Source organism: Streptomyces scopuliridis RB72, assembly GCF_000718095.1.
Taxonomy (GTDB): domain Bacteria; phylum Actinomycetota; class Actinomycetes; order Streptomycetales; family Streptomycetaceae; genus Streptomyces; species Streptomyces scopuliridis.
Genome location: NZ_JOEI01000007.1, coordinates 175,655 through 201,015, shown reverse-complemented (window position 1 = coordinate 201,015; position 25,361 = coordinate 175,655). Strand labels below are relative to the sequence as shown.

The following is a 25,361-nucleotide window of genomic DNA, read 5'->3' as shown; positions in this document are numbered from 1 at the left end:
GAATGGGACGTATCGACTACCTTCACGACCCCAAAGCGCCGCCGGCCAACTCCGTTGTCCCGTCCGTCGTGGCGTTCGTACAGAACGATGCGGACGAGGTGCTGTTGATCCGGCGTTCCGACAACGGCCGTTGGGCACTCCCCGGCGGTGGCCATGACGCCGGGGAATCCATCAGCGACACCGTGGTGCGTGAGGTCTGGGAAGAGACCGGGATCAAGGCCGAGGTCATCGACATGTCCGGGATCTACACCGACCCCGGACACGTGATGCAGTACGACGACGGCGAGGTGCGCCAGCAGTTCAGCATCTGCTTCCGCGCGCGGCCGGTCGGTGGTGAGGTCCGTACGAGCGACGAAACGACGGAGGTCCGCTGGGTTCCTCCTGCGGACCTGTCGGCGTTCGACATCCACCCCACCATGCGACTCCGGATCCAGCACGCGATGGACCGGGCCCGGACAGCGCCCTACATCGGTTGACGGACGGTACTGGCGAGCCGTTCGAGCACCCGAGACGTGCTCGCCAGGATCTCCGGCTCAGCGCGCCGGATGAACGTACCGATGAGGCTGTCAGCGCCATACCGTCCGGCGATCTCGTTCACCCGGTCCACTGGGTTCGTCGGGGTGCCGTCCGGCGTCGTGTTCATGTCGCAGTAGCACAGCGCATCGTTCAGATGCGCGGCCTGACGCGGGAACTGAGTCTCAAGTTCGCCCCGCAACCCGCGTGCTTCGGCCTCCATCCATGAGCATGAGTGATGCGCGACAAGGCAGACGACGCGTTCGTCCGCGTGGGCAGCTTCCCGGAGGTAGCGCGCACCATCCAGGGGATGAAAGCCGGTCTTGGCGACATCAGGCGCATACCCGATGTCGTGCAGCACCGCCGCCGCCTCCATGAGATCGGCGTCCGCGCCAAGAATCGGGGCGATCGTCCGGGCCCTCTCGGCTACACCCAGCGAATGCGCCCACCGGCGAGGTAGCGCCTCGGAGAGCAGGGACTCAGCGAGGGGATAGGCCCACTCGGTCAATCCGTCAGTACTCAAGGTTCGGAACGCTCCTCTCGATCGGGCAAGGCCCGTACGGTTCGCGGCTTCCCCTGCTGGGCTTCGGACAACAGTCCCGCCGCTTCCAGCTTGCTCAGTGCCTTGGTCACCGTGGGGCGTGATGCGCCGAAGCGGTCGCTCAGCGCGGACGCGCTCGGGAACGGCTCACCCACCTTGAGGCCGTCCGTGATGAAGACTTCAGCGATCCGTTCAGCCAACGGCCGGCGGTCGGTGCGGTCGGAGCCCCTGATCACGCGCCAGCGACCACCGGGTACCGGCTCCGCGATACCTGCTTCCTTGAGCACCCCAAAGGCCCTGAGCGCCACCCCACGGGAGATCCCGTGGTCACTCATGAGGTCGGCGACAGACGGGAGCTCTGTCATCTCGTCATCTGCTTCGATCTGAGACTTCACCGCGTCGGCGATCTTCAGGAAGGTTCCCCGGGGGCTGATCTGCTGTGGCACGCCCACTCCCTCTCTCTCGGCCAGGATCCTGGTCAAGACTCGCACGTTGACTTGGACGGTGATGGCACTCGTCGGAGAGCCATCACCAAGGCCCTCTGACCAACGCGAACGCGCGCGAAGGTGGGGCCGTCTGTGGGCCGTCCAAGGGCGGCCCACGATGACCAATGACGACCACCAACAACCGAGACGACGCCCGCGCCCACCGCGCGGGCGTCGTCGTTTTGGCTGCTACACCCAGGTGTCGAGCCACATCCGGTTGCGCCACGCGTCCAGCGGGATCGCCGTGCCCGTGTACAGCGGCCAGAAGTAGATGAAGTTCCAGATGATCAGCAGGACCAGCACCCCGGCGCCGACCGCGCCGATCGTCCTGCGTCTCTCGTCCGAGCCCGCCGGCCCCACGATCGCGCCGATCATCATCGCGACCGCGAGACAGAGGAACGGGACGAAGACGACCGCGTAGAAGAGGAAGATCGTCCGCTCCTGGTACAGGAACCAGGGCAGCCAGCCCGCCGCCACCGCGCAGGCGATCGCGCCCGCGCGCCAGTCGCGGCGGAAGAACCAGCGGTACAGGACGTAGCAGAGCGCGAAGGCCCCCGCCCACCAGAGCAGCGGGGTGCCGATCGCCAGGACCTCGCGGGCGCACTTGCCGGCCGTGGACGCCGGGCAGCCGTCGGTGCCGGCCGCCGGGTCCTCGTAGAAGTACGAGACCGGGCGGCCCAGGACGATCCAGCTCCACGGGTTCGACTGGTAGGTGTGGCCCGAGGTCAGATTGACGTGGAAGCTGTAGACCTCGTTCTCGTAGTGCCAGAGGCTGCGCAGCCAGTCGGGCAGCCAGGTCCAGTTGCCGCCCTTGCCCGCCGTCTCGGCCCAGTTCCTGAAGTAGCCCTTGTCGGTGACGATCCAGCCGGTCCATGAGGCGATGTACGTGAGGATCGCGACCGGGACCGTCGAGAAGAAGGCCGGCAGCAGATCCCGCCGGAACACCCCCCAGAACGGCCCCCCGCCCGCCGTCCGGCGCGCGCCCAGGTCCCACACCACACACATGATCCCGAAGGCGGCCAGGATGTAGAGCCCGTTCCACTTCGTCGCGAAGGCCAGGCCCAGCATCAGCCCGGCCGCGATCCGCCACGGCCGCAGGCCGAGCCGCAGATTCTCCGCGACTTCCCTGTCCGGGCGCAGCACGCCCTCCTCGTCCACCGGGAGCGCCGCCGCCAGTCTCCGCCGCGCCCAGTCGCGGTCGATCAGCAGACAGCCGAAGGCGGCCAGCACGAAGAACATCAGCACGAGGTCGAGCAGGGCAGTGCGGCTCATCACGAAGTGCAGGCCGTCCACCGCGAGCAGTGCGCCCGCCAGGCACCCCAGGAACGTGGAACGGAACAGCCGCCGCCCGATCCGGCACAGCATCAGCACCGAGAGCGTGCCGAGCAGGGCCACCATGAAGCGCCAGCCGAAGGGGTTGAACCCGAAGAAGTGCTCGCCGAGGCCGATGACCCACTTGCCCACCGGCGGATGCACCACATAGCCGGGATCGGTCGGCACCGGGACCGAGGACGGATCCTTCAGGATCGACTTGTCGATGTCCTTGGGCCAGCTGCCCTCGTACCCCTGGTTGACGAGCGCCCAGGCGTCCTTCGCGTAGTACGTCTCATCGAATATCACCGCCTTGGGGCTGCCCAGGTTCCAGAACCGCAGCACCCCGGCGACCAGCGCCACGAGCAGCGGCCCGCCCCACGCGGACCAGCGGATCATCCGGTCCGCGAGCCGGGGAGGCACGCCGAGGACGGCCCACAGCCGCTCCGAGGGCCGGGTGTACGGCGGCACCAGCCGCTCGCGCAGCCCGGTCACCGGCCGGGGCACATGGCCGAATCGGCGCAGCCGCTGAGGCCATGAGGGCGGCTTGTCGCCGGCGTCGTGCCCGTGGAGGGCTTCTGGCGCAGTACTGGTCACCGCGCCATCGTAGGGAACGCCGCTGTGCGTGGGGCGCCTCGCGCCCTGCGAGGATGGCGGATGTGATTGGAACGCTGGTACTCGCAGGGACGCCCATCGGTGATGTCACGGACGCGCCGCCCCGGCTCGCCACCGAGCTGGAGACCGCCGATGTGATCGCCGCGGAGGACACGCGGCGGCTGCGCAGGCTCACCCAGGCGCTCGGTGTGCACACCCGCGGCCGGGTCGTGTCGTACTTCGAGGGCAATGAGTCCGCGCGGACTCCGGAGCTGATTGAGGCGCTGACGGGCGGGGCGCGGGTGCTGCTGGTCACGGACGCGGGCATGCCGTCCGTCTCCGACCCCGGCTACCGGCTGGTGGCGGCGGCGGTCGAACGGGACATCAAGGTCACGGCCGTGCCGGGCCCGTCGGCCGTGCTGACCGCCCTGGCGCTCTCCGGGCTGCCGGTGGACCGTTTCTGCTTCGAGGGTTTCCTGCCCCGCAAGGCGGGCGAGCGGCTCGGCCGGCTCCGGGAGGCCGCCGACGAGCGGCGCACGCTCGTCTACTTCGAGGCGCCGCACCGCCTGGACGACACCCTCGCCGCGATGGCCGAGGTCTTCGGCGCCGACCGCAGGGCGGCCGTCTGCCGCGAACTGACCAAGACGTACGAAGAGGTGCGGCGCGGCGGTCTCGGCGAGCTGGCGGCCTGGGCGGCCGAGGGAGTACGGGGCGAGATCACGGTGGTCGTGGAGGGCGCCCCGGAGCCGGTGCCCGGCGAGCTCGACCCCGAGGAGCTGGTGCGCCGGGTGCGGGTGCGCGAGGAGGCGGGGGAGCGGCGCAAGGAGGCGATCGCCGCCGTCGCCGCCGAGGCGGGGCTGCCCAAGCGCGAGGTGTTCGACGCGGTCGTCGCGGCCAAAAACGCGGCACGCGCGGCCCCGTAGCGCACGTTTCCTGCCAACGGCAAAGGACTATCGTGAAATGTAAAGCGCAGACCGTGTGCCGGGCCTTTTGGGCATGAGAAGGCCAAGACCAATCCATTAATCGACAGGGCTGATGCGCTCCCGCTGTGAAAGGCGTCCACTTGGTCAGTGGAGAGGAGCTGGCATGAGTGAGATCACGGGTACAGCCGCTGCCCACGAGGCATATGCCTTTTGTTGTATGCGTTGTGGGCACGGCTGGGAGCAGGCGTACGACATAGAGCACCACGTCGACGGCTCGGGCCACAATTTCGTCGTCTACAAGTCCGAGGGGGCGCGGGTACCTTCCCCGCTGTCCAGCCCGAACTGCGTCAACTGCGGGGGGCACATCGTCCGCATCATGCGTTCCGGCCAGGTCTCGTCGGTACGCGCGCTCATGACGGAGCAGCACCACCCGGCGAAGACCAAGCGTGCGGCGGCGGCCGAGGAGATACCGGCGCAGGCGGGCGGGGAGATACCCGACGGAGCCGCCGGAGCCGCCCCGTCGGGGGAGGGCGGGGCGATCGCGGCGGCCGGAGCGGGCAAGGCGGCCAGGCAGCACCACTGGCACCTCTCCGACCTCCTGCATCCCTTCCAGCACCACCACCGCACGTGAGCCAGCCCGAGTCGCCCGTACCACCGCATGTGATCTCCCGGGCGCGGCCCTCGTAGGATCGCGCCCATGAGTGCGAAACAAGCCCCGCCACCGCTGCCCGAGCCCCTTCGGGTGCCGGTCGCGGACGCGCACACCCACCTGGACATGCAGGACGGCACGGTCGAGGACGGTCTCGCCAAGGCTGCCTCGGTCGGTGTGACGACGGTGGTCCAGGTGGGGTGCGACCTCAAGGGCTCGCGGTGGGCCGCGGAGACGGCGGCGGCGTACGAGAACGTCCACGCGGCGGTCGCGCTGCACCCCAACGAAGCGCCCCGCATCGTGCACGGCGACCCCGACGGCTGGTCGCGGCAGGGGGCCCGCGAGGGCGGCGGCGACGCGGCGTTGGACGACGCGCTGGCCGAGATCGACCGGCTGGCCGCCCTGGCGCCGGTACGGGCCGTCGGCGAGACGGGCCTTGATTACTTCCGTACGGGCCCCGAGGGCATGGCCGCCCAGGAGCGCTCCTTCCGCGCCCATATCGAGATCGCCAAACGTCACGGCAAGGCGCTTGTGATCCACGATCGCGAGGCGCACGCCGATGTGCTGCGAATCCTCGCGGAAGAAGGCGCTCCGGAACGCACGGTGTTCCATTGCTATTCCGGTGACGCGGAAATGGCCGAGGTATGTGCGGCGGCCGGCTATTACATGTCTTTTGCGGGCAATGTCACATTCAAAAACGCTCAGCCGTTGCGTGACGCGCTCACAGTAGCGCCATTGGAGCTTGTTCTCGTCGAGACGGACGCGCCCTTTCTCACGCCGGCGCCCTACCGCGGCCGGCCCAATGCGCCTTATCTCATTCCGGTGACGCTGCGTGCGATGGCCGAGGTGCGGGGGATCGACGAGGACGCCATGGCCGAGGCGATTTCCCGCAATACGGCGCGTGCGTTCGAATACTGACGCATAACGGACCGGGGGGCGTTGGCGGGGCGGTTTGGCGGGGCGGTTCGGCGGGGCGGTGCAGGGTAGCGGTGGCACGCTGCGTAGTCGAGTCGCTTTGGAGAGTGACTGCGCCTCCACTAGTCTCCGGGGGCACCGCGGTCATGGGCATCCGGGCCGCGGCGGACCGGACCGGATCTCGTGGAGCGTCGTGAGCAATGCGCAGGGCAGTCACCGTGCCGCACGGGGCGGGTTCGGCCGCCGTAAACCCGACCAGCCCGGAGCCGTCCCGCCGCCCCGGGCCGTCCTGCCCAAGGTCGCTCTGCCCAAGGTCGCTCTGCCCAGGCCCACCGCCTCCCCCGAGGCGCTGCGCCGGCTCGTCCCGCAGGCGCTCGTCGTCGCCTTCCTCGCCGGTGGCACCTCGGCGTTCCTCGTCAACGACAAGGCCGTGAAACTCACCGTCGACGGCGGCGAGCCGCGCACCCTGCACACGTTCGCCGGAGAGGTGGAGGAGCTGCTCGCGCACGAGGGCGTGTCGGTCGGCGCGCACGACATCGTCGCCCCGGCTCCCGGCGCGGAGCTGGCCAACGGCGACGAGGTCGTCGTCCGCTACGGGCGGCCCGTCCTCCTCACCCTCGACGGACAGCGGCGCCAGGTGTGGACGACGGCCCGCACCGTGGAGGGCGCGCTGCGCCAGCTCGGGGTGCGCGCGCAGGGCGCGTTCCTCTCCGTCTCGCGCTCCGCCACGATCTCCCGTTCCGGACTGGCGCTGGACGTACGGACCGAGCGCACCGTCACGTTCATGGCGGACGGCCGCGAGCACACGATCCGTACCAACGCGGCGACCGTCGCCGAGGCCCTGGCGCAGGCCGGCCTGGCGCTGGACGGGCAGGACACCACGTCCGTACCGCCCGACACCTTCCCGCGCGACGGCTCGACGATCAGCGTCTTGCGGATCACCGCAGGTGAGCAGGTACGCGACAAGCCCATCCCGTACGACACCGTACGGACCGAGGACCCCGGCCTCTTCCGCGGAACCGAGGTCGTCGACCAGCAGGGCAGGCCCGGCGCCCGCCGGGTCACGTACGCCCTGCGTACGGTCAACGGCGTCAAGGAGAAGCCGCGGAAGATCCACGAAGAGGTGGTGCGCCGGGCGGTCACCCAGCGGGTGAGGGTGGGTACGAAGACGGCGCCCGCCTCCGTGTCCGGCGCGGACGGGCTCAACTGGGCCGGGCTCGCCGCCTGCGAGTCGGGCGGCCGGCCGGGGGCGGTCGACGCGTCGGGGAACTACGGCGGGCTGTACCAGTTCGACACCGGCACCTGGCACGCCCTCGGCGGCAGCGGACGGCCGCAGGACGCACCGGCCGAGGAACAGACGTACCGCGCGAAGAAGCTCTACGTGCAGCGGGGGGCGAGCCCCTGGCCCCACTGCGGCCGTAGGCTGACCGGGTGAGCACCACTGATCCCGGCAGTCCTGATTCCTCCCCCGACGCCGCTCCCGACTCCTCTGGCGCCCTTCTGGGCCCCGCGGACATCCGCGAACTGGCCGCGGCGCTGGGCGTACGCCCGACCAAACAGCGCGGACAGAACTTCGTCATCGACGCCAACACCGTCCGCAGGATCGTCCGCACCGCCGAGGTGCGCCCGGACGATGTCGTCGTGGAGATCGGCCCCGGGCTCGGCTCGCTGACGCTGGCGCTGCTGGAGGCGGCGGACCGGGTGACGGCCGTGGAGATCGACGATGTCCTGGCGGGCGCGCTGCCCGCGACGATCGAGGCGAGGATGCCGGCGCGCGCCGGGCGCTTCTCGCTCGTGCACTCCGACGCGATGCGGGTCCGGGAACTGCCGGGCCCGGCGCCGACCGCGCTGGTCGCGAACCTTCCGTACAACGTGGCCGTCCCCGTGCTGCTGCACATGCTGGAGCGCTTCCCGACGATCGAGCGGACGCTGGTGATGGTCCAGGCGGAGGTCGCCGACCGGCTGGCCGCCGCGCCGGGCAGCAAGGTGTACGGGGTGCCGTCCGTGAAGGCCAACTGGTACGCGGACGTCAAGCGGGCCGGCGCCATCGGCCGTACCGTCTTCTGGCCCGCGCCCAATGTGGACTCGGGCCTGGTCTCGCTGGTACGCAGGGCCGAACCGGTGAAGACGACGGCCTCCAGGGCCGAGGTCTTCGCGGTCGTCGACGCGGCCTTCGCGCAGCGCCGCAAGACGCTGCGCGCGGCGCTGGCGGGCTGGGCGGGCTCGGCCCCGGCGGCGGAGGCGGCGCTGGTCGCGGCGGGCGTCTCGCCGCAGGCGCGCGGCGAGGCACTGACAGTCGAGGAATTCGCGCGGATCGCGGAGTCTCGGATCGCGGAGTCTCGGATCGTGGAGTCGAAGGGGGCGGGCGCGTGAGCGTCACCGCAGGGGTACGGGTACGGGTGCCCGCGAAGGTGAACGTACAGCTGGCGGTGGGCGCGGCCCGCCCCGACGGCTTCCACGACCTGGCGAACGTCTTCCTGGCCGTGGGCCTGTACGACGAGATCACGGTCACCCCGGCCGACGAACTGCGCATCACCTGTACGGGTCCCGATGCCGCCCAAGTCCCCCTGGACCACACCAACCTGGCCGCGCGCGCGGCCCTGGCGCTGGCGGAACGGCACGGCATCGACCCGCGTGTCCACATCCATATCGCCAAGGACATCCCGGTCGCGGGCGGCATGGCGGGCGGCAGCGCGGACGGCGCGGGCGCGCTGCTGGCCTGCGACACCCTCTGGTCGCTGGGCTCGTCGCGGGACGAACTCCTCGCCATCTGCGCGGAGTTGGGCAGCGATGTGCCCTTCAGCCTGATCGGCGGGGCCGCGCTGGGCACGGGCCGGGGCGAACAGCTCACGCCTCTGGAGGTCGGCGGCTCCTTCCACTGGGTGTTCGCGGTCGCCGACGGCGGCCTGTCCACGCCGACGGTGTTCCGCGAGTTCGACCGCCGGACGGAAGGCACGCCCGTCCCCGCCCCGTCCGCCGACCCCGCTCTCCTGGACGCCCTCCGCACGGGCGACGCCACCGCCCTGGCCGGCGCCCTCTCCAACGACCTCCAGCCCGCGGCCCTCACCCTCCGCCCCTCCCTCGCCGACACCCTCACGGCGGGCACGACGGCGGGCGCCCTGGCGTCCCTGGTCTCGGGCTCGGGCCCGACGACGGCCTTCCTGACAAAGGACCCGGACGCGGCGGAGGAAGTAGCCCAGGCACTGCTCACCTCGGGCACCTGCCGCACAACCCGAGTGGCGACGTCCCCGGCGCGGGGGGCGACGGTGGTGGGGTGAGTGCGGGTTAAGGCCGAGGGGTAGTCGGGGTGACCCGGTGCGTTCGATGGCGGGTGGGGGCCGCCCCTGAGCTTTGAGTTTCGCGGTTGCGGGTCGGGTGTCAAGGGCGCTCCTTCGTCGCGTCGGCTGCGCCGATTCCGCTTCGCTTCACCCTTGACACCCGTCCCTCCACCGCAAGTGCAGCTTTGAGGGGGGCGGCCCGGGGGAGGGGTCCCCGGGGGGCTTGTTTTGTGGGGCCGGTCTGTTCTCGGCCTGCTGGCCGGTGGGCCCTGCGGGGCTGCGCAGCAGTGGAGTGGGGCGGCCCGGCTCCGGCTCGGCGTCCTACCCCCGTGGGGGGCTGGGATTCATGCCCCGCTGGTGGGGGTGTGTGGGTGGTGGGGTGGGTGTGACGGGTGAGGCGGTGAGTGGGCCGGTGAGAGGTGGGGATGTGCCCTGGGGCCCGGTTAGCTGGCCACATGACGCATGACCGCCCGGAGCGCCCTCCAAAGCCCCTTTCAAAACGGGACATACGGGTCAGATTGCAGGTGTGGCCGACAGTGAACCGCCACCAGCGGGGCATGAAGCCCAACTACCCACCTACATCAGCCCGCTAAGCCGGTGCCGGGCCGCCCCACTCCACGACTGCGCCTCCACCCACCGACCTGCGGTCGGCAACAAACCGCCCCCATGCACGGATCCCCTCCGGGGACCCCTCCCCCGGGCCGCCCCCCTCAAAGCCGCACTTGCGGTGGAGGGGCGGGAGTCAAGGGTGAAGCGAAGCGGAATCGGCGCAGCCGACGCGACGAAGGAGCGCCCTTGACACCCGACCCGCAACCGCGAAACTGAAGCCCGAGGGGCGGCCCCCACCCGCCATGACGGATTCCGGCCCACCTCGACTACCCCAGCTCTGGACGGTCCCCACGCGGTGCGCGGCGCGAGCTGCGTGTAGGCGAGCGAGGCCCCCGGCGTCGCCGGAGGCCTCTTACATATGCGTTACGGCGGTCTCAGTTACGGAACTCGCCGTCCTTGGCGCCTGTCAGGAAGCTCTGCCACTGGGTGGGGGTGAAGTGCAGGGACGGTCGGGTCCGGTCCTTGCTGTCCCGTACGGCCCGGCCGCCGTTGGCGGTCGGCGCCACTTCGACGCAGTTGTTGTCATGGCCCGAGTAGGACGACGTCCGGTAGGGGCCTACAACCTCAGGGGTCACGATGCTTCTTCCTTGCTGCTCCGCAGTACACGCCGGATGAGCCGTGCGCTCGCATCCGGTGACAGTGCGTCCGATCGTAGTCGGTCGAACGCACTGGCGTAAGCCGTCAGATCGTCCATTGCTTCGAGGATTGACGCGCCCCGCAGATTGTCAATAGCCACAGCTTCAACGGTGGGCTGGCTATCGAAAGAGAACGAAGAGAACGGATAGGTGATGCCCGCTTTTACTCCCGCTGACAAGGGGAGGACTTGTAGGGAGACGTTCCCTCGCTTCCCCGCCTTGAGGAGATGTTCCAACTGCTCCCTGTGGACATCGTCAGGGACAAGCGGGAGAGTCACAACGGGCTCCCAAACAATGGCCGCGTAGCTGGTGCCACCCTCCTCGATCTTCGCCTGCCGACCCTCTCGAACCTTGACGAACTGGGCCACTACATCGGGCGGAAGGTGATTAGGTGCAAGCGCGGCGGTCTGCTCGGCGTACGCGGTCGTTTGCAGGAGCCCAGGGACCAGTACCGTCTGCCACTCGCGGATGAATGTGGCGTCATCTTCCAGAGAGATGTGGTTGCGGTAACCCTCCGACAGTTCGGGAAAGTTGAGCCACCAGCCGCGATGGCTGGAGTTCTTTGCCAGCCACACCAGGTGACCGCGCTCCGTCTCGTCCGTGATGCCATATCGATCCAGCAACAGCAGGACTTCCGCAGGCTTGGCCGTGGTGATCCCGTCTTCCATACGGCTGATCTTGGATCGCGACCCGTGAATGAACGCCGCCGCCTGCGACTGGTCGAACCCCGCATCGACTCTGTGTCGCTGCATCCTGCGGCCGAATCGCCTACTACGCACAGTCGGCTTACCACCTGCGGGCATCTCGCGCCTCCCTCTTCGCTCGCGCCCAAGTCTGCCCGTATGAGGGCTGCATGGGGCTCCGTCACACGATAGAGGTAACCGTGCACCTGTGCAGCAGATGACGGTTGCGGAAGTTGTTGGTCTCGCCCTAGCCTCATGGAACGCGCCGTTGCCATCCCGCTACACGGCGTGAAATTCACCACGCGTCAGCTTGGGGGTACGTCATGCCCGCAGCCCTTACGGCGGAGCCGCTCCGCGACACCTTCCGCATTCCGAAGCGCAGGAGACATGTGCCGGCCGTACGGGCTCGGGTCAGGGAAACCCTGGAGAAGTGGGGGCTCAACGATCTCGCGCCCGACGTCGAGTTGGCGGCCTGCGAACTCGTCACCAACGCTGTCGTCCACTGCCGTGTGACCTTCGCCGAGATTGAGGTCAGCGTTCAAGTCGCCGGAAACGACCTGATGTTGGAGATCGCCGACCCCGATCGGGACAGGCATCCGCTCCTGCGTGCCGGCTGCCCCGAGGGCGAAGAGGGCGGGCGGGGTCTGCTGCTTGTCGCGGCGCTGGCCGATGCGTGGGGGTGCCGGGAGCTGGAGTACGGCAAGTGTGTGGGCGCGCTTCGCCATCACCGGGGAGTCGGCATGAGACACCTCCTGCGCCGCGTCTTCGGACAGCGCCGCCAGTCCCGCCGACCGCCGCGCATCGAACCGCCTCCGCCTGCACTCTTACACGCCCCACCGGTTCCCGTCCCCACGCCGGAAATATGGGACGCCCTCCTCACCCTCGCCCGCCACCACCGAGCCGAGCGGTCGTGCGGTGGGGAAGAAGGGAGGCCCCCATGGGTGGGCTGACGATCGGGATGGTCGTGTACGACCGCGTGTACGACATGCCGGGCCGGGTCACCGGCTTCGCTGGGCAACTGGTCTGTCTGGAACGCCCCACCGGACTCGCCTGGGCCTCACGCTGGAGCTCCGTGCGGCCCGCGACCGACTGGGAGAGGCGTCAGCTCCAAGCCATCGCCAAACTCCACGCACCACGCCGCCTCCCAGCACGTGCCCAGCGGCACGGGCCCCTGAGATTCGCGGTGTGCGGGATCTGCCACGGCCACCAGTTGCTCCGCTCCCTGCGGCGTGGCAAAGCTGTGCTCATCCCCTGCCGATCCTGCCGCGCAACGGGACGGAGGCTGGTGCCTTGATCCGGCTGCCAGGCCCCGCGCGGAGCCTGGCAGCCGGGATTGCGTCAGAGGTGCTTCTGCTCGGTGCCGGGAGGGAGCAAGCAGGGGGTGCTGACGATCAGCACGATGAGTTCCTCGTTGAGATCCTCGGCAGAGATGGACTGCTGATCCTTTGGGTGCCTGGCGTCCACCAGATTGGCGGGATCCTTGCTCGGGTTCGAACGGTACCCCTGGATCTCGAAGCCCTTCTGTTTGAGTGTGTCTCTGATCGCGCGGATGGCTTCGGCATGCTGCTCCTTGGGCAGCTTGGCGCGCACGCTGTAGCGGAGTGTGAACCGGCCGTCATCCGCAGACTCGCCATTCTGGCCGATGCAGTTGGTGAATTTCGCTGCGGGCAGCTCCGGATCGGTCTCGGGTTCGATCTCGGCCTTGGCGGTGCGGGCCATGGATTCAGTCCAGTGCTTGGCCCATTCCTCGGCCTTCTTCTTGCTCATTCGGGGCAATGGATCGTTGATTCCGTCATCAGACATGCCGCAGCCTCCCAGGAGCAGGGCCAGAGCCAGGGCTGTGGCGCCCCGGCGCAGTGCAGGTGAGAGAACAAGCCGTTTCGGATCCATCAGCCCGCGCCTTCATTTTTTGGTTCCTTGCCCGCGATGATGCGGCCCTGATTCTCCAGGCTTTTGCTGTCTTCGTCCCAATAGCCGCTGTGACCGCTCGTGTCCACATACATCCTCTGTGCGCCGAACTCGGTTTCCTTGGGGTCGGCACCGAGCGTTAGGCCGGATGTGAAATTGGAGACCTTGTCGTTGTCGGCGGCTCCCACCCACAGGTGTTTTGGGTCGATGTGCAGTTGATCCGCGCGATCGACCGTCAGGCCGGGACTTCCCACGACCACCATGTCGTCCGCGTCCAGCCCCTGGCCGCCGGCGTCTGCGGCCCCTGCGGTCGTGGAGCCGTAACTATGGGCCAGTACCGTCAGATGCGTACGTTCGCCTTCATGCGCGGCGCGGAGACCATGTGTGAAATCGCGAAGGTCTTCGGCTCCGTCCTTCGCTCGTCCGTCACCCATGACGCTGTTGTTCAACTCGGGAGCGTTGTAACCGAGCCAGGCGATGGTCGAGACATCCCTGCCCTTACCCGCCGTCCGGTCGCCTGCCGCATCCTGCAACTTATTGACCCGGTCGATCTGTCCCCCGAAGTTCTCCAACTGGGTATCCGTACCCGGGACCTGGACCGCCGTGTACTTCGCCGTGTCCGGGTTACCCATCGCGACGATGGCGCGACCATCACCGTTCGTACTCAAGCCGAGCAGGTACAGCTGTTTGTGGGCCGGGCCAGTGTCTGACTTTTCCATGCGTTCCTTGAGGGAGCTCAGGGACCGGTAGTTGCTCCGGTCGTGGTAGCCCAGATCCCCTTCCCGCAGCGCGTAGTCATTCAGTTTCATGTCCAGCACCGTCCGGTTGGCCTGGTCCCGCGTAGTGGCGGGCAGGCCGTCCAGCGCGCCGATCTGGTCGGGGAACGCGGCCAGGTAGAAGCGCTGCTTCTCCGCGTCCAGATCGCCCCACCACTCCGCTGCCTGATTCGGGTCCTTCCCGTCTGGGATGTCCTTCGCGTTGATCCCGGCGAACTCGGCGACCCTCGCGGCGTCCTCCTCGGCGTTCGCGCGGCCGTACCGTTTGTCGAGGTCGAACGGGTCGATCTGGTGCAGGAGTTCGGCAGCTCGGTAGCTGGCGGTGTCGGCATCGGTAAGGGCCTCGTCGATACGGGCACGGAAGCCGCCGAGTCCCGTGTTGGCCTGCCTCTGGAGGCCCTCGTAGTCCGGGTCGTTGTGGTACTTGGGGTCCACCGCCTGCTTCGGTTCCACCCATCCGTCTTCCCGGACCTTGTGGCCGGCCGCTTCGGCGTCGGCCACCGCGTTGCGCAGCTTACGTTGGGCCGCCTGCATTTTGGTGTGGAGGGTGTCCAGAGTGGTGGTGATCAGCTGGGCATCGAGCTGAGCCGTGCCGAGCTTGCTCTCCGTGGCCTCCATCGCCTCGAAGCCGTAGGTGGCGCTGACTCCGCTCCAGCCCGCCTTGTGGAGCGGGCCAGTCACCCGCTTACCGCTGCCGGTCTGCGTCTTTCCCAGCGCCTCGGCGAGCTTCTTCCAGGAGGAGACCGCGGAATCGAGATCAGAGAAGCTTTGCTTGAACAGCTGCGTGAAGTTCTCCGGCATGTCGCCGCCTCACCAGCCCCTGAAGCTGTCGAGGACTTCCTGTTCCATGATGTCGCGGCCGTTCGCCAGCAGTCGCATACCCTGCGCGTGCTGCGACAGGTTGTCGCACAGCGTGCCGAGTGCGGTCCCCCACCCGTCGGCGGTCTCCTCCATCCGGGGCCCGGCCGACCAGTCGCGGAAGGAAGCCGACGCGGCGGTCAGGTCCTCCACCGCCTTCTTCAGTGACGGCCGTAGATCTGTTACCAGGCTGTCCGCGGCCCCGGCCGAAGCTCTCAGCTCGCCTGCGGAGATGTTGAGATCCCCTGCCATGCGTTCCTCCCCCTGTTCTGCCGTGCCGCGGCTCAGCGGCACCAGCTGATCATATTGAGGTGGGCTGTTCCCGCGTGCAAACAGTGGCCGGATACCGGCGGGTCGACTGCCGTCGTCCACTGCCGCCCGCCGCACCGCTCAGGGCGATTACCCTGGGATGTCGATCGTGTCCCCCGTAAGCAGGAGAAAAATGGCCGTCAATCTGGTCAATGTCGAGGCAGTCACCAAGGTGTACGGCACCCGTGCGCTGCTCGATGGTGTCTCTCTCGGCGTCTCCGAGGGGGACCGGATCGGCGTCGTCGGGCGTAATGGCGACGGGAAGACGACCCTCATCCGGCTGCTCAGCAGGCTGGAGGAGGCCGATACCGGGCGCGTGACGCACAGTGGCGGGCTGCGGCTCGGGGTGTTGACGCAGCATGATTCGCTCGATCCCGCCGCCACGGTCAGACACGAGGTCATCGGCGATCTCGCCGATCACGAGTGGGCCGGCAACGCCAAGATCCGGGATGTGCTCACCGGGCTCTTCGGCGGGCTCGATCTGCCCGGGTTTCCGCAGGGGCTCGATACCGTCATCGCGCCGCTCTCCGGTGGTGAGCGGCGGCGGATCGCGCTTGCCAAGCTGCTGATCGGCGAGCCCGAGCTGATCGTGCTGGACGAGCCCACCAACCATCTCGATGTCGAGGGCATCGCCTGGCTGGCCGAGCATCTGCGGGCGCGGCGGTCCGCGCTCGTGTGTGTGACGCACGACCGGTGGTTCCTCGACCAGGTCTGTACGCGGATGTGGGACGTCCAGCGCGGTGCGGTGCACGAGTACGAGGGCGGCTACTCCGACTATGTCTTCGCGCGCGCCGAGCGCGAGCGCATCGCGGCGACCGAGGAGGCCAAGCGGCAGAACCTCGTCCGCAAGGAGCTGGCCTGGCTGCGGCGCGGTGCTCCCGCGCGTACGTCGAAGCCGCGCTTCCGGGTCGAGGCGGCCAATGAGCTGATCGCGGACGTACCGCCGCCCCGTGACACCTCCGAGCTGATGAAGTTCGCCAACGCCCGGCTCGGCAGGACCGTCTTCGACATGGAGGACGTGACCGTCCAGGCGGGCCCCAAGGTGCTGCTCACTCATCTCACCTGGCAGCTCGGTCCGGGAGACCGGATCGGGCTGGTCGGGGTGAACGGCGCGGGCAAGACCTCGCTGCTGCGGGCGCTCGCCGAGGCCGCCCGTTCGCAGGGCGACGTCCAGCCCGCGGCAGGGAAGGTCGTGGTCGGCAGGACCGTCAAGCTGGCGTATCTGTCCCAGGAGGTCACCGAACTCAAGCCGTCGCTGCGGGTCCTCGAAGCCGTGCAGCAGGTACGGGACCGGGTCGACCTCGGTAAGGGGCGGGAGATGACGGCGGGCCAGCTGTGCGAGCAGTTCGGCTTCACCAAGGAGAAGCAGTGGACGCCGGTCGGCGATCTCTCCGGCGGTGAGCGGCGCCGCCTCCAGCTGCTCCGGCTGCTGATGGACGAGCCGAACGTCCTCTTCCTCGACGAGCCCACCAACGATCTCGACATCGAGACGCTCAACCAGCTGGAGGACCTGCTCGACGGCTGGCCGGGCTCGATGGTCGTCATCTCGCACGACCGGTTCTTCATCGAGCGGACCACCGACAAGGTGATGGCGCTGCTCGGCGACGCGAAGCTGCGGATGCTGCCGCGCGGGATCGACGAGTATCTGGAACGCCGCCGCCAGTTGATCGAGTCCGCGGTTCCGGCCACCGCGCCGGCCGCCGCCGAGGGGCGGTCCGCGGGGACGGGTTCCGGGGCGGGTACGGGGGCCGGTACCGGGGCCGTATCGGCCAAGGACGGCCGCGCGGCGAAGAAGGAACTCCAGAAGATCGAGCGGCAGCTGGACAAGATGTCCAGCCGTGAGACAACCCTCCATCAGCAGATCGCCGACAACGCCACAGACTTTGAGAAAGTGGCCAAATTGGATGCGGAGCTGCGTGAACTGGTGGGTGAGCGCGACGAGTTGGAAATGCGCTGGCTGGAGCTCGCGGAGGACGCGTAGAGACGCTGTGCAGAGCGCGTAACGAGCACATCACGGGCCGGTCCTCCCTTGGGAACAGGGGCGGACCGGCCCGTCCCGTACCGATGGCCGAGTGATAGAAAGAAGCCCCGCTCGACTGATATGACGATGCGGAAACCGCGCCCGATTCGCTCCATTCCGGTGGCCGGTAATGATCGGCCACTGGAATCGCGGGGGAGTCCGACCGGGCCGCGGACCGTACTAACAGGGGGAAAGCGCTGATGAGCCAGCCGCCCAGTCAGCAACCGCCGCAGGGGGGCTTCGGAGCTCCGCAGGACCAGCCGCACGGTGGCCCGCCGGGGCAGGGGGGACCGCAGAGTCCGCAGGGAGGACCGCAGAGTCCGCCGCCGCCCGCGCAGCCACCGCAGATGCCACAGCCGCCGCAGACGCCGCCGGGTCCGCCGGCCGCAGAGCCTGGTTACGGCTATCCGCAGGCCGCGCAGCCCGGTTACGGGTATCCGCAGGCGGGACCGGCCGGTCAGCAGCAGCCCGGCCCGTACAGCCAGCCGGGGCCCTACGGCCAGCAGCCAGGACCCTACAACCAGCCGGGGCCGTACGGTCAGCAGCAGCCAGGACCGTACAACCAGCCCGGGCCCTACGGTCAGCAGCCCGGTCCCTACGGCGGCGGCTATCCGCCCCAGCAGTTCCCCGGCCCGCCCACCGCGCCCCCCGGTGGCGGTGGCGGCAAGAACCCCTTCAAGGGCAAGCCCGGCGTCATCGTCGCGGCGGCCGTCGCGGGAGCGCTGGTCATCGGCGGCGGGATATGGCTCGCCGTCGGCGGTGACGACAGCGGCGACAAGCCGAACGTCAGCAAGAGCGAGGACGCCAAGCCGAGCGGTTCGCCGACCGTCGACCAGGGCGACGGCAGCGGCGCGGGCCGTGAGGCCGCGGACGACCTCAACGCCGGCCGCAAGGACGGCGAGGCCAAGATCGAGTGGCTCCAGACCAACGACGTGGACCTGCCGCGCAACGGCGCGGACGTGTACGGCCCGTGGTTCGCCGGCGACACCGTCGTCAAGGCCATGTACCGCCAGGTCGTGGGGTACTCCGCCGCCGACGGCAAGAAGAAGTGGACGCTGTCGCTGCCCACCGAGATATGCGCGGCGCCCGTCGCGTCCACGGCCACCGGCAAGCTGGTCCTCGGCATCAAGAACGGCACCACCGAGAAGGCCGACTGCAACCAGCTCCAGCTGGTCGATCTGGCCACCGGCAAGGGCGGTTGGAAGAAGGAGATACCCGAGACGGGCGCCTTCGACCTGCTCTCCGACATCACCGTCGCGATCAGCGGCGATACGGTGACGGCCGCCCGCACCGGCGCCGTCAACGCCTTCCGGGTGAGCGACGGCAAGGAGCTCTTCGGCAAGCTGCCCGGTAACTGCCAGCCGTACGCGCTCACGGGCGGCCCCAAGATGATCGCCGCCGAGAGCTGCACCGGCGGCGGGAACCAGATCCAGGAGCTCGACCCGACGACCGGCCGGGCCAAGTGGACCTACAAGCTGGCCGCCGACTGGGACACCGACAAGGTCTACTCGATCAACCCGCTGGTCGTCTCCCTGAAGAACGACGAGAAGGACACCTGGAGCATCATCGCGCTCAACGCGAACGGCACCCCGCGCTCGCAGATCCAGGGCGGCAATGACAAGTTCGCACCGAAGTGCGGGGGCGGCTTCATCGTCTTCGGCCAGAATCTGGAGGGCTGTGTCGGTGTCGCCGCCGACGCGAACACCTTCTATATGGCGACCGCGCCCGACAGCAGCGGCACTTCCCGTACCAATGAGATCGTCGCCTTCAGCCTGGACACCGGAAAGTCCACGTGGCGTGCCAAGGCACCGGAAGGCCGCACGATGACGCCGCTGCGCATGGAGGGCGGCAACGTCCTGGTCTATCTGGACCCCACGTACGACACGGGCGGCGCGGTCGCGACCGTGGCCCCGAGCGGTGGCGCCCCGACCACGCTGTTGCAGCATCCGGCGTCCACGGCGCAGATCGAGAGCTCCTTCTACTCGCCGAAGTACGCCTATGTGGACGGCCGTTTCTATGTGATGAGCGGCCGGGTCAGCGCGAGCAACGACGAAGAGGAACTGAAGACGAAGACGATGATGGCCTTCGGGAAATGACCCCGGCCTCTCTCCCCGGTCTCGCCGCTCTCCCGGTTCTCTCCGTTCTCTTCGTCCCCGACGACTTTCCCGAGGTACGCACGCCATGACGCAGCCGCCCCAGCCACCCAACGAGCCCCCGCAGGGAGGGTTCGGCGCCCCGCAGGAGCCCCCGGCCGGCGGGTTCGGCGCTCCCCAGGAGCCCCCCGCCGGCGGCTTCGGTGCCCCGCAGGACCCGCCGCCCGGTGGGTTCGGTGGTCCGACGCCGCCCCCGCAGAACCCTCCGTACGGCTATCCGCAGTCGCCGCCGCAGGGCCCCCCGGCCCAGCCGCCGCAGATGCCGCCGCCCGGCCGGCCGCCGGGGTACGGATACCCGAACCAGCCGCCGGGGTACGGATATCCGGGCCAGCCGGGTCAGCCCGGCCAGCCGGGGCAGCCGTCTCCGTACGGCTACCCGACCCCGCCCATGCAGCCCGGGGCCCAGCAGCAGTACCCGTACCCGCCGCCCCCGCAGGGCGCCGGCGGCAGCGGCGGTGGCGGCAAGAAGCTGACCCGCCAGATGCAGATCATCATCGCCGCGTCCGTCGCCGTCGTACTGATCATCGGCGGCGGCATCCTGCTCGCCTCCTCCGGTGACGACAGCGGTCAGGGCAACGAAGCCAAGGGCGGCTCGTCCGGCTCCACCGAGGGCGGTACGGGCGGCACCGGCGGCGGGAAGGCCGCCGACGGCGCGGGCAAGGAGCAGGCGCCGGGCAACACCAGGTCCAAGGTCGCCTTCCAGCTGCCGACGCCCGAGGTCACCGACGTCACCACCGTCAACGGCTCCTGGATCACCGACACCGCGTATGTGAAGACCGGCATCAACGAGATCGTCGGCTACGACCTGAACAAGGGCACCCAGCTCTGGTCGATCCCGCTCCCGGGCCAGGTCTGCGCGGCGTCGCAGCATGTCTCCAAGGACAACAAGACGGCGGTCGCCTTCGCGGCGGCCAAGACGACGGCCGACAAGAACTACCAGCAGTGCACCGAGATCGGCGCGATCGACCTGGCGGGCGGAAAGCTGCTCTGGTCCAAGTCCGTCAAGGGCTCCAACGTGGGTGACGAGAAGGTCCGGTTCAGCGAGGTCACCCTCAGCGGTGAGACCATCGCGGCCGGCGGCACCGACGGCGGGGCGGCCTTCGACCTGGCCGACGGCTCGATCCGCTGGAAGCCCGAGGTCAGCGCCGAGGGCTGCTACGACATGGGGTACGGCGGCGGCGCGGGGCTCGTGGCGGCCCGCAAGTGCGGCTCGTACGACGACCCGCAGGTCTCCATCCAGAACCTGAACCCGGTCACCGGCGCCCCGGTCTCCACCTTCCAGATGCCGACCGGTGTCGAGTACGCGAGCATCGTTTCCACCAACCCGCTGGTCGTGGCCGCCGACGTCGGCGACACGGCCGGGGACGGCAGCGGCATCTCGGACTTCTTCTCCATCGACGCGAAGACCGGCAAGCTGATCGCCAAGATCCCGGCGGACGCCGACAAGTACGCGGCGAAGTGCCGCTCCACCGAGGTCGAGTCCTGCCAGATGCTGGCGGTGGGCAACGGCCGGCTCTATCTGCCGACCGAGGAGCACGAGGGCGGCGGGGAGTACGGCGACACCAACGAGATCGTCTCGTTCGACCTCGCCACCGGCAAGGGCACCCCGGACCGCGCCGACGCGGGCGACCGCTACACGATGGTGCCGCTGCGCATGGACGGCGGCAACATCATCGCGTACAAGAGGCCGCCGTACGACAAGGGCGGCCAGATCGTCTCCATCGACGGCGGCACGTTCAAGCAGACGGTGCTGATGGAGAACCCGGCCGACGAGGCCGTGCGTGACGCGGAGACCGGCTTCCTGCCGGACTACGCGGAACTGCTCTACCAGGACGGCCGGTTCTTCATGTCCGACACCACGCTGAGCAAGCCGTCGAATTCGTCGCTGGACGAGAGGTCGTATCTCGCGGTCTCCTTCACGACCAAGTAGCGCTGCGGACACGGTATTTCGGGGCCCCGGCCCGTGGGTGACACCACGGGCCGGGGCCCCGCTCGTATCCGGACTGGCCGGTCAGTAGTCCCGAATGGGAGGCAATTCGGCAATCCGAGGGGCTTCTGACCGGTAGGGGGCGCGCGATGTCGAACAAGCGTGTAGCTTGCCGGGTCTAGAGGCCGGGGGCCGGGGGGCCGGGCAGGTACCGGGGGACGGGGGGAGGGTTGCTCATGGGTGTGCGGATCATGGTGGTCGACGATCACAGACTGCTCGCCGAGGCGCTCGCCTCGGCACTGAAACTGCGCGGGCACCGCGTGCTCGCGGCGGCGGCGCCCACGGCGGGCGTCGCCGAACTGGTGGTGAGCAGGGCGCCCGAGGTGTGTCTGCTGGGCACGGCCGTGCCCGCCGAGCCGGGGACGTTCGACCCGATCGTACGGATCAAGCGGGAGCGCCCGCAGGTGGCGGTGGTGGTGCTCGGGCCGGTGCCCAGCCCGCGCGGGATCGCCGCCGCCTTCGCGGCCGGCGCCTCCGGCTACGTACGGCACGACGAGCGCATCGAGGGCGTGGAGCGGGCCATGGTCAAGGCGCGCGCGGGCGAGGCCGCGGTGGCGCCGCAGCTGCTCCAGGGCGCGTTCACCGAGCTGCTCAATCCGGTGATCCAGCCGGACGACGAGGGTCAGCGGCTGCTGCGGATGCTCACCCCGCGCGAGGTGGAGGTGCTGGTACGGGTCGCGGAGGGCGAGGACACCCGGCTGATCGCCGCCGGGATGGGCATCGCGCCGAGCACGGCCAGGACGCATGTGCAGCGGGTGCTGATGAAGCTGGGGGTGGGCTCCCGGCTGGAGGCCGCGGCGCTGGCCGCGCGTACGGGGCTGCTGGACCGGGCCGTGCCGCCCGGGGGGTCCGCGGACGCGGCCAAGGGGCCGGACCACCGCGCTCGGCGCGGGTGAAGTCCGGCCCCCGTGACGGCTGTTACTGCTCAGTGGGTGTGGTGGGCGGCGCCGTGGGGCGCAGCTTCAGCCATATGAGGAAGAACAGCCCCAGGGCCAGCATCCCCAGCCCCGTCCACAGATTGATGTTGATGTCCTGCGCCTTCTTCAGATCGGCGTCGGACGCGGTGATCCCGGCGATGGTCACGATGATCCCGTAGACCACGAAGAGCCCGCCGATGATGCGGCGGATGTCGAAGAGCCGTGCCGCGGTGGCGGACTTGGCCTCCAGCTCCTCGACGTCGTTGCGGTAGTCGCTCATGGTGATGTGTTCCTCTCGGCGCGGTCGGCGCCTCGGCGTCGGGCGTCAGAACGTCAGAAGGAGAACGGCACGTAGCAGATGGCGGCGAGGATGATCGCGCCCCAGCCCAGCAGGGCCGGCCTGCGGTACCAGGCGTCGTCGCCCTCGGCCGGCAGCTCGTCCATGTCGGGCGAGCGCGTGCCGTACACCAGCCCCGCGAGCTTCTCGGCCGGCTTGGGCCGCGTCACGTACGAGACCACCACCATCACGAGGGCGCCGACGACGAACGCGACGATGGAGGAGACGAAGTTCGCGCCCTGGTCGCTCGGGATGTCGACGATCCCGCCCTTGTAGAGCCAGAAGTAGTTGACCATCGCGGCGACCGTGCCGGAGAGCAGCCCCCAGAAGCCGGCGGCCGGGGTGGTCCGCTTCCAGAACATGCCGATGATGAAGACCACGAACAGCGGGACGTTGAAGAACGAGAACAGCGTCTGGAGGTAGTTCATGATGTTGCTGAAGCTGGAGGCGATGAACGCCGTCCCCATGCCGATCAGCACACCGACCGCCGTGACGACCCGTCCGGTCTTCAGGTAGTACGCGTCCTCACGGTCCTTCCTGAGGTACGCGCCCCAGATGTCGTTGGTGAAGACGGTGTTGAACGACGAGACGTTGGCGGCCATACCGGCCATGAACGCGGCGAGCAGACCGGTGACGGCGATGCCCAGCACACCGTTCGGCAGCAGATCGCGCATGAGGACCGGGATCGCGTCGTTGTACTGGAGGCCGCTGCCCGCCTTGCCCAGCGTCGGTTCCATGACCAGCGCGATCAGACCGGGGACGATCACGACCATGGGTATGAAGATCTTGGGGAACGCGGCGATGAGCGGGGTGCGCTTGGCGGCGGAGAGGTTCTTCGCGGACAGCGCGCGCTGCACCTCGGCGAAGTTGGTGGTCCAGTACCCGAAGCTCATCACGAAGCCGAGCCCGAGCACGATCGTCAGCCAGTTCGCGCCGAGCGGGTTCGGCGAGCCGACGCCGGTGCCCTCCCAGGCGCTCAGGAAGGCGCCGCCGTGCGAGCCGGTGAGGGAGTCGGTCAGCCCGCTCCAGCCGCCGACCCGCTTGAGACCGACGATGGTCAGCGGGATCAGCGCGGCGAGGATGACGAAGAACTGGAGCACCTCGTTGTAGATCGCCGAGGAGAGACCGCCGATGGTGATGTACGCGAGGACGAAGAAGCCCGCCACGACGATCGCGACCCACTCGGGCCAGCCGAGCAGCGCCTCCAGCACGATCGCCATCGCGTAGAGGTTGACGCCCGCGATCAGCACGGACGACACCGCGAAGATGACCGACGAGAGCAGATGGGAGGAGGGGCCGAAACGGTGCAGCAGGAACTCCGGTACGGAGCGCACCTTCGAGCCGTAGTAGAAGGGCATCATCACCAGGCCGAGGAAGACCATGGCGGGGATGGCGCCGATCCAGTACCAGTGCACGGTGTAGACGCCGTACTGGGCGCCGTTGGCCGCCATGCCCAGGATCTCGGTGGCGCCGAGGTTGGCGGCGACGAACGCGAGGCCCGTCACCCAGGCGGGCAGGGAGCGCCCGGAGAGGAAGAAGTCCAGGCTGGTCTTCACGCTGGCACGGGCGGCGAAGCCGATGCCGAGGACCACTACGAAGTAGATCGCCAGGATGGTGTAGTCGAGCCCGTTGGTGGGCAGCCGGAGCCCTTCGGCCAGGTATCGCATGGGGGGTACTCGCTTCGTCGCAAGAAGATGACTCCGCCGGAACCTACGCTCCTATGTTTAGAAAATGAACACTTATGTTGGTTTTCTTTGTTTAATCTTGATGGAAGCGCTATGGAACCGCTATGGAAGCGCCGAGGAGGACCGCCTCTTGGTCGCCGTTGACGCAGCTGTTCGCTTGTGATTTGTTATGTGCGGTTCTGTTGGTGGCGTGGTGTGTGCGTGCGGGCCGTGGAGGCAACCGATGAAGAAGACGGTGACGAGGCTCGCCGACGGCCGCGAGCTGGTCTATTACGACCTGCGGGACGACGCCGTGCGCGACGCCCCCGACCGCAGGCCCCTCGGTCCGGTCGCCACCACCTCGGAGATCCGCCGGGACGCGCTGCTCGGTGACGCGGTCGCCATCGCCTCGCACCGCCAGGCCCGTACGTACCACCCGCCCGCCGACGAGTGCCCGCTCTGCCCCTCGCGGGACGGCCGGCTCAGCGAGATCCCCGAGCCGGACTACGACGTCGCCGTCTTCGAGAACCGCTTCCCCTCCCTCGCCGGGGACTCGGGACGCTGCGAGGTCGTCTGCTTCACCTCCGACCACGACTCCTCGTTCGCGGACCTCACCGAGGAACAGGCCGGTCTGGTGCTGGAGGCATGGACCGACCGCACCGCCGAACTGGCCGAGCTGCCGCAGGTCGAGCAGGTCTTCCCGTTCGAGAACCGCGGCGCGGAGATCGGCGTGACGCTCGGCCATCCGCACGGGCAGATCTACGCGTACCCCTTCGTCACCCCGCGCACCACGCTGATGCTCCGCTCCGTACGGGAGCACCGCGCCGCGACCGGCCGCAACCTCTTCGACGACCTCGTCGAGCGCGAGCGGACCGAGGGCGGCCGGGTGGTGCTCGAAGGGCGGCACTGGGTGGCGTTCGTGCCGTACGCGGCGCACTGGCCGTACGAGGTGCACCTCTACCCCGTCCGGCGGACCCCCGACCTCCGCGGGCTCGACGACGCGGCGCGCACAGAGTTCCCACAGATCTATCTGGAACTCTTGAAGCGCTTCGACCGGATCTTCGGCGAAGGTGAGCCGCCGACGCCGTACATCTCGGCCTGGCACCAGGCGCCCTTCCGGGCAGAGGGGCGACACGACTTCGCGCTTCACCTTGAGCTTTTCACCATCCGCCGCACTTCCGGCAAGCTGAAATTCCTCGCGGGTTCCGAATCCGGCATGAGTGTGTTCATCAACGACGTGCCGCCGGAGGCCGCGGCCGAGCGACTGCGAGAGGTAGCGAGCGAGTGAGCGAGACT

Annotated in this window: 23 protein-coding genes; 13 read left to right on the top strand and 10 right to left on the bottom strand. The window is 68.9% G+C overall.

Annotated elements, in window-relative coordinates; translation table 11 throughout:
- Positions 1 to 2: 2 nt before the first annotated feature.
- Entirely contained in the window at positions 3 to 476 is a 474-nt protein-coding gene (locus IF11_RS0109920; RefSeq protein ID WP_030351127.1) for an NUDIX domain-containing protein, read from the top strand.
- Here the strand turns inward: IF11_RS0109920 and IF11_RS0109915 are convergent.
- The 3 genes from IF11_RS0109915 to IF11_RS0109905 form a co-directional block, all read right to left on the bottom strand.
- Positions 464 to 1,036: an HD domain-containing protein gene (locus IF11_RS0109915; RefSeq protein WP_030351126.1), complete on the bottom strand. Its 573-nt coding sequence runs from the start codon at positions 1,034 to 1,036 to the stop codon at positions 464 to 466. The genes IF11_RS0109920 and IF11_RS0109915 overlap by 13 nt on opposite strands.
- Complete coding sequence (locus IF11_RS0109910) at positions 1,033 to 1,500, bottom strand: GntR family transcriptional regulator (protein ID WP_030351125.1); 468 nt, start codon at positions 1,498 to 1,500, stop codon at positions 1,033 to 1,035. Before IF11_RS0109910 ends, IF11_RS0109915 begins: the two co-directional genes overlap by 4 nt.
- Positions 1,501 to 1,728: 228 nt before the next feature.
- The gene (locus IF11_RS0109905) at positions 1,729 to 3,447 is read right to left on the bottom strand and encodes a dolichyl-phosphate-mannose--protein mannosyltransferase (RefSeq protein ID WP_030351124.1); all 1,719 of its coding nucleotides are present in this window, start codon (positions 3,445 to 3,447) and stop codon (positions 1,729 to 1,731) included.
- Positions 3,448 to 3,500: 53 nt separating this feature from the next.
- On the opposite strand from IF11_RS0109905, the gene rsmI reads away from it, so the two are divergent.
- The 6 genes from rsmI (at position 3,501) to IF11_RS0109875 (ending at position 9,209) form a co-directional block, all read left to right on the top strand.
- Complete coding sequence (rsmI, locus tag IF11_RS0109900) at positions 3,501 to 4,367, top strand: 16S rRNA (cytidine(1402)-2'-O)-methyltransferase (RefSeq protein ID WP_407706437.1); 867 nt, start codon at positions 3,501 to 3,503, stop codon at positions 4,365 to 4,367.
- Between the two features lie 163 nt (positions 4,368 to 4,530).
- A complete protein-coding gene (locus tag IF11_RS0109895) occupies positions 4,531 to 4,998 on the top strand; it encodes a hypothetical protein (protein ID WP_030351122.1) in 468 nt (155 codons plus the stop codon).
- A gap of 66 nt (positions 4,999 to 5,064) precedes the next feature.
- Complete coding sequence (locus tag IF11_RS0109890; protein ID WP_030351121.1) at positions 5,065 to 5,934, top strand: TatD family hydrolase; 870 nt, start codon at positions 5,065 to 5,067, stop codon at positions 5,932 to 5,934.
- A 190-nt stretch (positions 5,935 to 6,124) separates the two neighbouring features.
- Positions 6,125 to 7,366, top strand: coding sequence for a resuscitation-promoting factor (locus IF11_RS0109885; protein WP_078490588.1), 1,242 nt, complete (start codon positions 6,125 to 6,127; stop codon positions 7,364 to 7,366).
- Between the two features lie 65 nt (positions 7,367 to 7,431).
- The gene (gene rsmA, locus IF11_RS0109880; RefSeq protein ID WP_051745775.1) at positions 7,432 to 8,304 is read left to right on the top strand and encodes a 16S rRNA (adenine(1518)-N(6)/adenine(1519)-N(6))-dimethyltransferase RsmA; all 873 of its coding nucleotides are present in this window, start codon (positions 7,432 to 7,434) and stop codon (positions 8,302 to 8,304) included.
- A complete protein-coding gene (locus tag IF11_RS0109875) occupies positions 8,301 to 9,209 on the top strand; it encodes a 4-(cytidine 5'-diphospho)-2-C-methyl-D-erythritol kinase (protein ID WP_030351118.1) in 909 nt (302 codons plus the stop codon). Before rsmA ends, IF11_RS0109875 begins: the two co-directional genes overlap by 4 nt.
- A 983-nt stretch (positions 9,210 to 10,192) precedes the next feature.
- Here IF11_RS0109875 and IF11_RS0109870 read toward each other — a convergent pair.
- The gene (locus tag IF11_RS0109870; RefSeq protein WP_030351117.1) at positions 10,193 to 10,393 is read right to left on the bottom strand and encodes a DUF397 domain-containing protein; all 201 of its coding nucleotides are present in this window, start codon (positions 10,391 to 10,393) and stop codon (positions 10,193 to 10,195) included.
- Positions 10,390 to 11,256 (bottom strand): helix-turn-helix domain-containing protein, encoded by an 867-nt coding sequence (locus IF11_RS0109865; protein ID WP_030351116.1) that lies wholly within the window; start codon positions 11,254 to 11,256, stop codon positions 10,390 to 10,392. Before IF11_RS0109865 ends, IF11_RS0109870 begins: the two co-directional genes overlap by 4 nt.
- A 269-nt stretch (positions 11,257 to 11,525) precedes the next feature.
- On the opposite strand from IF11_RS0109865, the gene IF11_RS36515 reads away from it, so the two are divergent.
- A complete protein-coding gene (locus IF11_RS36515) occupies positions 11,526 to 12,086 on the top strand; it encodes an ATP-binding protein (RefSeq protein ID WP_244888228.1) in 561 nt (186 codons plus the stop codon).
- A gap of 388 nt (positions 12,087 to 12,474) precedes the next feature.
- On the opposite strand, the gene IF11_RS0109855 is transcribed toward IF11_RS36515, so the two are convergent.
- From IF11_RS0109855 to IF11_RS0109845, 3 genes are all read right to left on the bottom strand, one after another.
- Complete coding sequence (locus IF11_RS0109855; protein ID WP_240627569.1) at positions 12,475 to 12,903, bottom strand: hypothetical protein; 429 nt, start codon at positions 12,901 to 12,903, stop codon at positions 12,475 to 12,477.
- Between the two features lie 122 nt (positions 12,904 to 13,025).
- The gene (locus IF11_RS0109850) at positions 13,026 to 14,621 is read right to left on the bottom strand and encodes an alpha/beta hydrolase (RefSeq protein WP_030351113.1); all 1,596 of its coding nucleotides are present in this window, start codon (positions 14,619 to 14,621) and stop codon (positions 13,026 to 13,028) included.
- A gap of 9 nt (positions 14,622 to 14,630) precedes the next feature.
- Positions 14,631 to 14,930 carry a hypothetical protein gene (locus IF11_RS0109845; RefSeq protein WP_030351112.1) on the bottom strand — a complete coding sequence of 100 codons (300 nt, stop codon included), beginning with the start codon at positions 14,928 to 14,930 and terminating at the stop codon, positions 14,631 to 14,633.
- A gap of 190 nt (positions 14,931 to 15,120) precedes the next feature.
- Between IF11_RS0109845 and IF11_RS0109840 the strand changes: the two genes are divergently transcribed.
- The 4 genes from IF11_RS0109840 to IF11_RS0109825 all read left to right on the top strand — a co-directional run bounded on the left by IF11_RS0109840 (position 15,121) and on the right by IF11_RS0109825 (position 22,043).
- Complete coding sequence (locus tag IF11_RS0109840; RefSeq protein WP_030351111.1) at positions 15,121 to 16,968, top strand: ABC-F family ATP-binding cassette domain-containing protein; 1,848 nt, start codon at positions 15,121 to 15,123, stop codon at positions 16,966 to 16,968.
- A 239-nt stretch (positions 16,969 to 17,207) separates the two neighbouring features.
- Positions 17,208 to 19,103: an outer membrane protein assembly factor BamB family protein gene (locus IF11_RS0109835; protein ID WP_030351110.1), complete on the top strand. Its 1,896-nt coding sequence runs from the start codon at positions 17,208 to 17,210 to the stop codon at positions 19,101 to 19,103.
- Between the two features lie 85 nt (positions 19,104 to 19,188).
- Entirely contained in the window at positions 19,189 to 21,090 is a 1,902-nt protein-coding gene (locus IF11_RS0109830; RefSeq protein ID WP_030351109.1) for an outer membrane protein assembly factor BamB family protein, read from the top strand.
- A gap of 233 nt (positions 21,091 to 21,323) precedes the next feature.
- Entirely contained in the window at positions 21,324 to 22,043 is a 720-nt protein-coding gene (locus tag IF11_RS0109825) for a helix-turn-helix transcriptional regulator (RefSeq protein ID WP_030351108.1), read from the top strand.
- 22 nt (positions 22,044 to 22,065) lie between these two features.
- Here IF11_RS0109825 and IF11_RS0109820 read toward each other — a convergent pair whose 3' ends face one another.
- A complete protein-coding gene (locus IF11_RS0109820) occupies positions 22,066 to 22,344 on the bottom strand; it encodes a hypothetical protein (protein ID WP_030351107.1) in 279 nt (92 codons plus the stop codon).
- Between the two features lie 53 nt (positions 22,345 to 22,397).
- The gene (locus IF11_RS0109815; RefSeq protein ID WP_030351106.1) at positions 22,398 to 24,068 is read right to left on the bottom strand and encodes a sodium:solute symporter family protein; all 1,671 of its coding nucleotides are present in this window, start codon (positions 24,066 to 24,068) and stop codon (positions 22,398 to 22,400) included.
- A 241-nt stretch (positions 24,069 to 24,309) separates the two neighbouring features.
- Between IF11_RS0109815 and galT the strand changes: the two genes are divergently transcribed.
- Positions 24,310 to 25,353: a galactose-1-phosphate uridylyltransferase gene (gene galT / locus IF11_RS0109810; protein ID WP_030351105.1), complete on the top strand. Its 1,044-nt coding sequence runs from the start codon at positions 24,310 to 24,312 to the stop codon at positions 25,351 to 25,353.
- Positions 25,354 to 25,361: the final 8 nt, after the last annotated feature.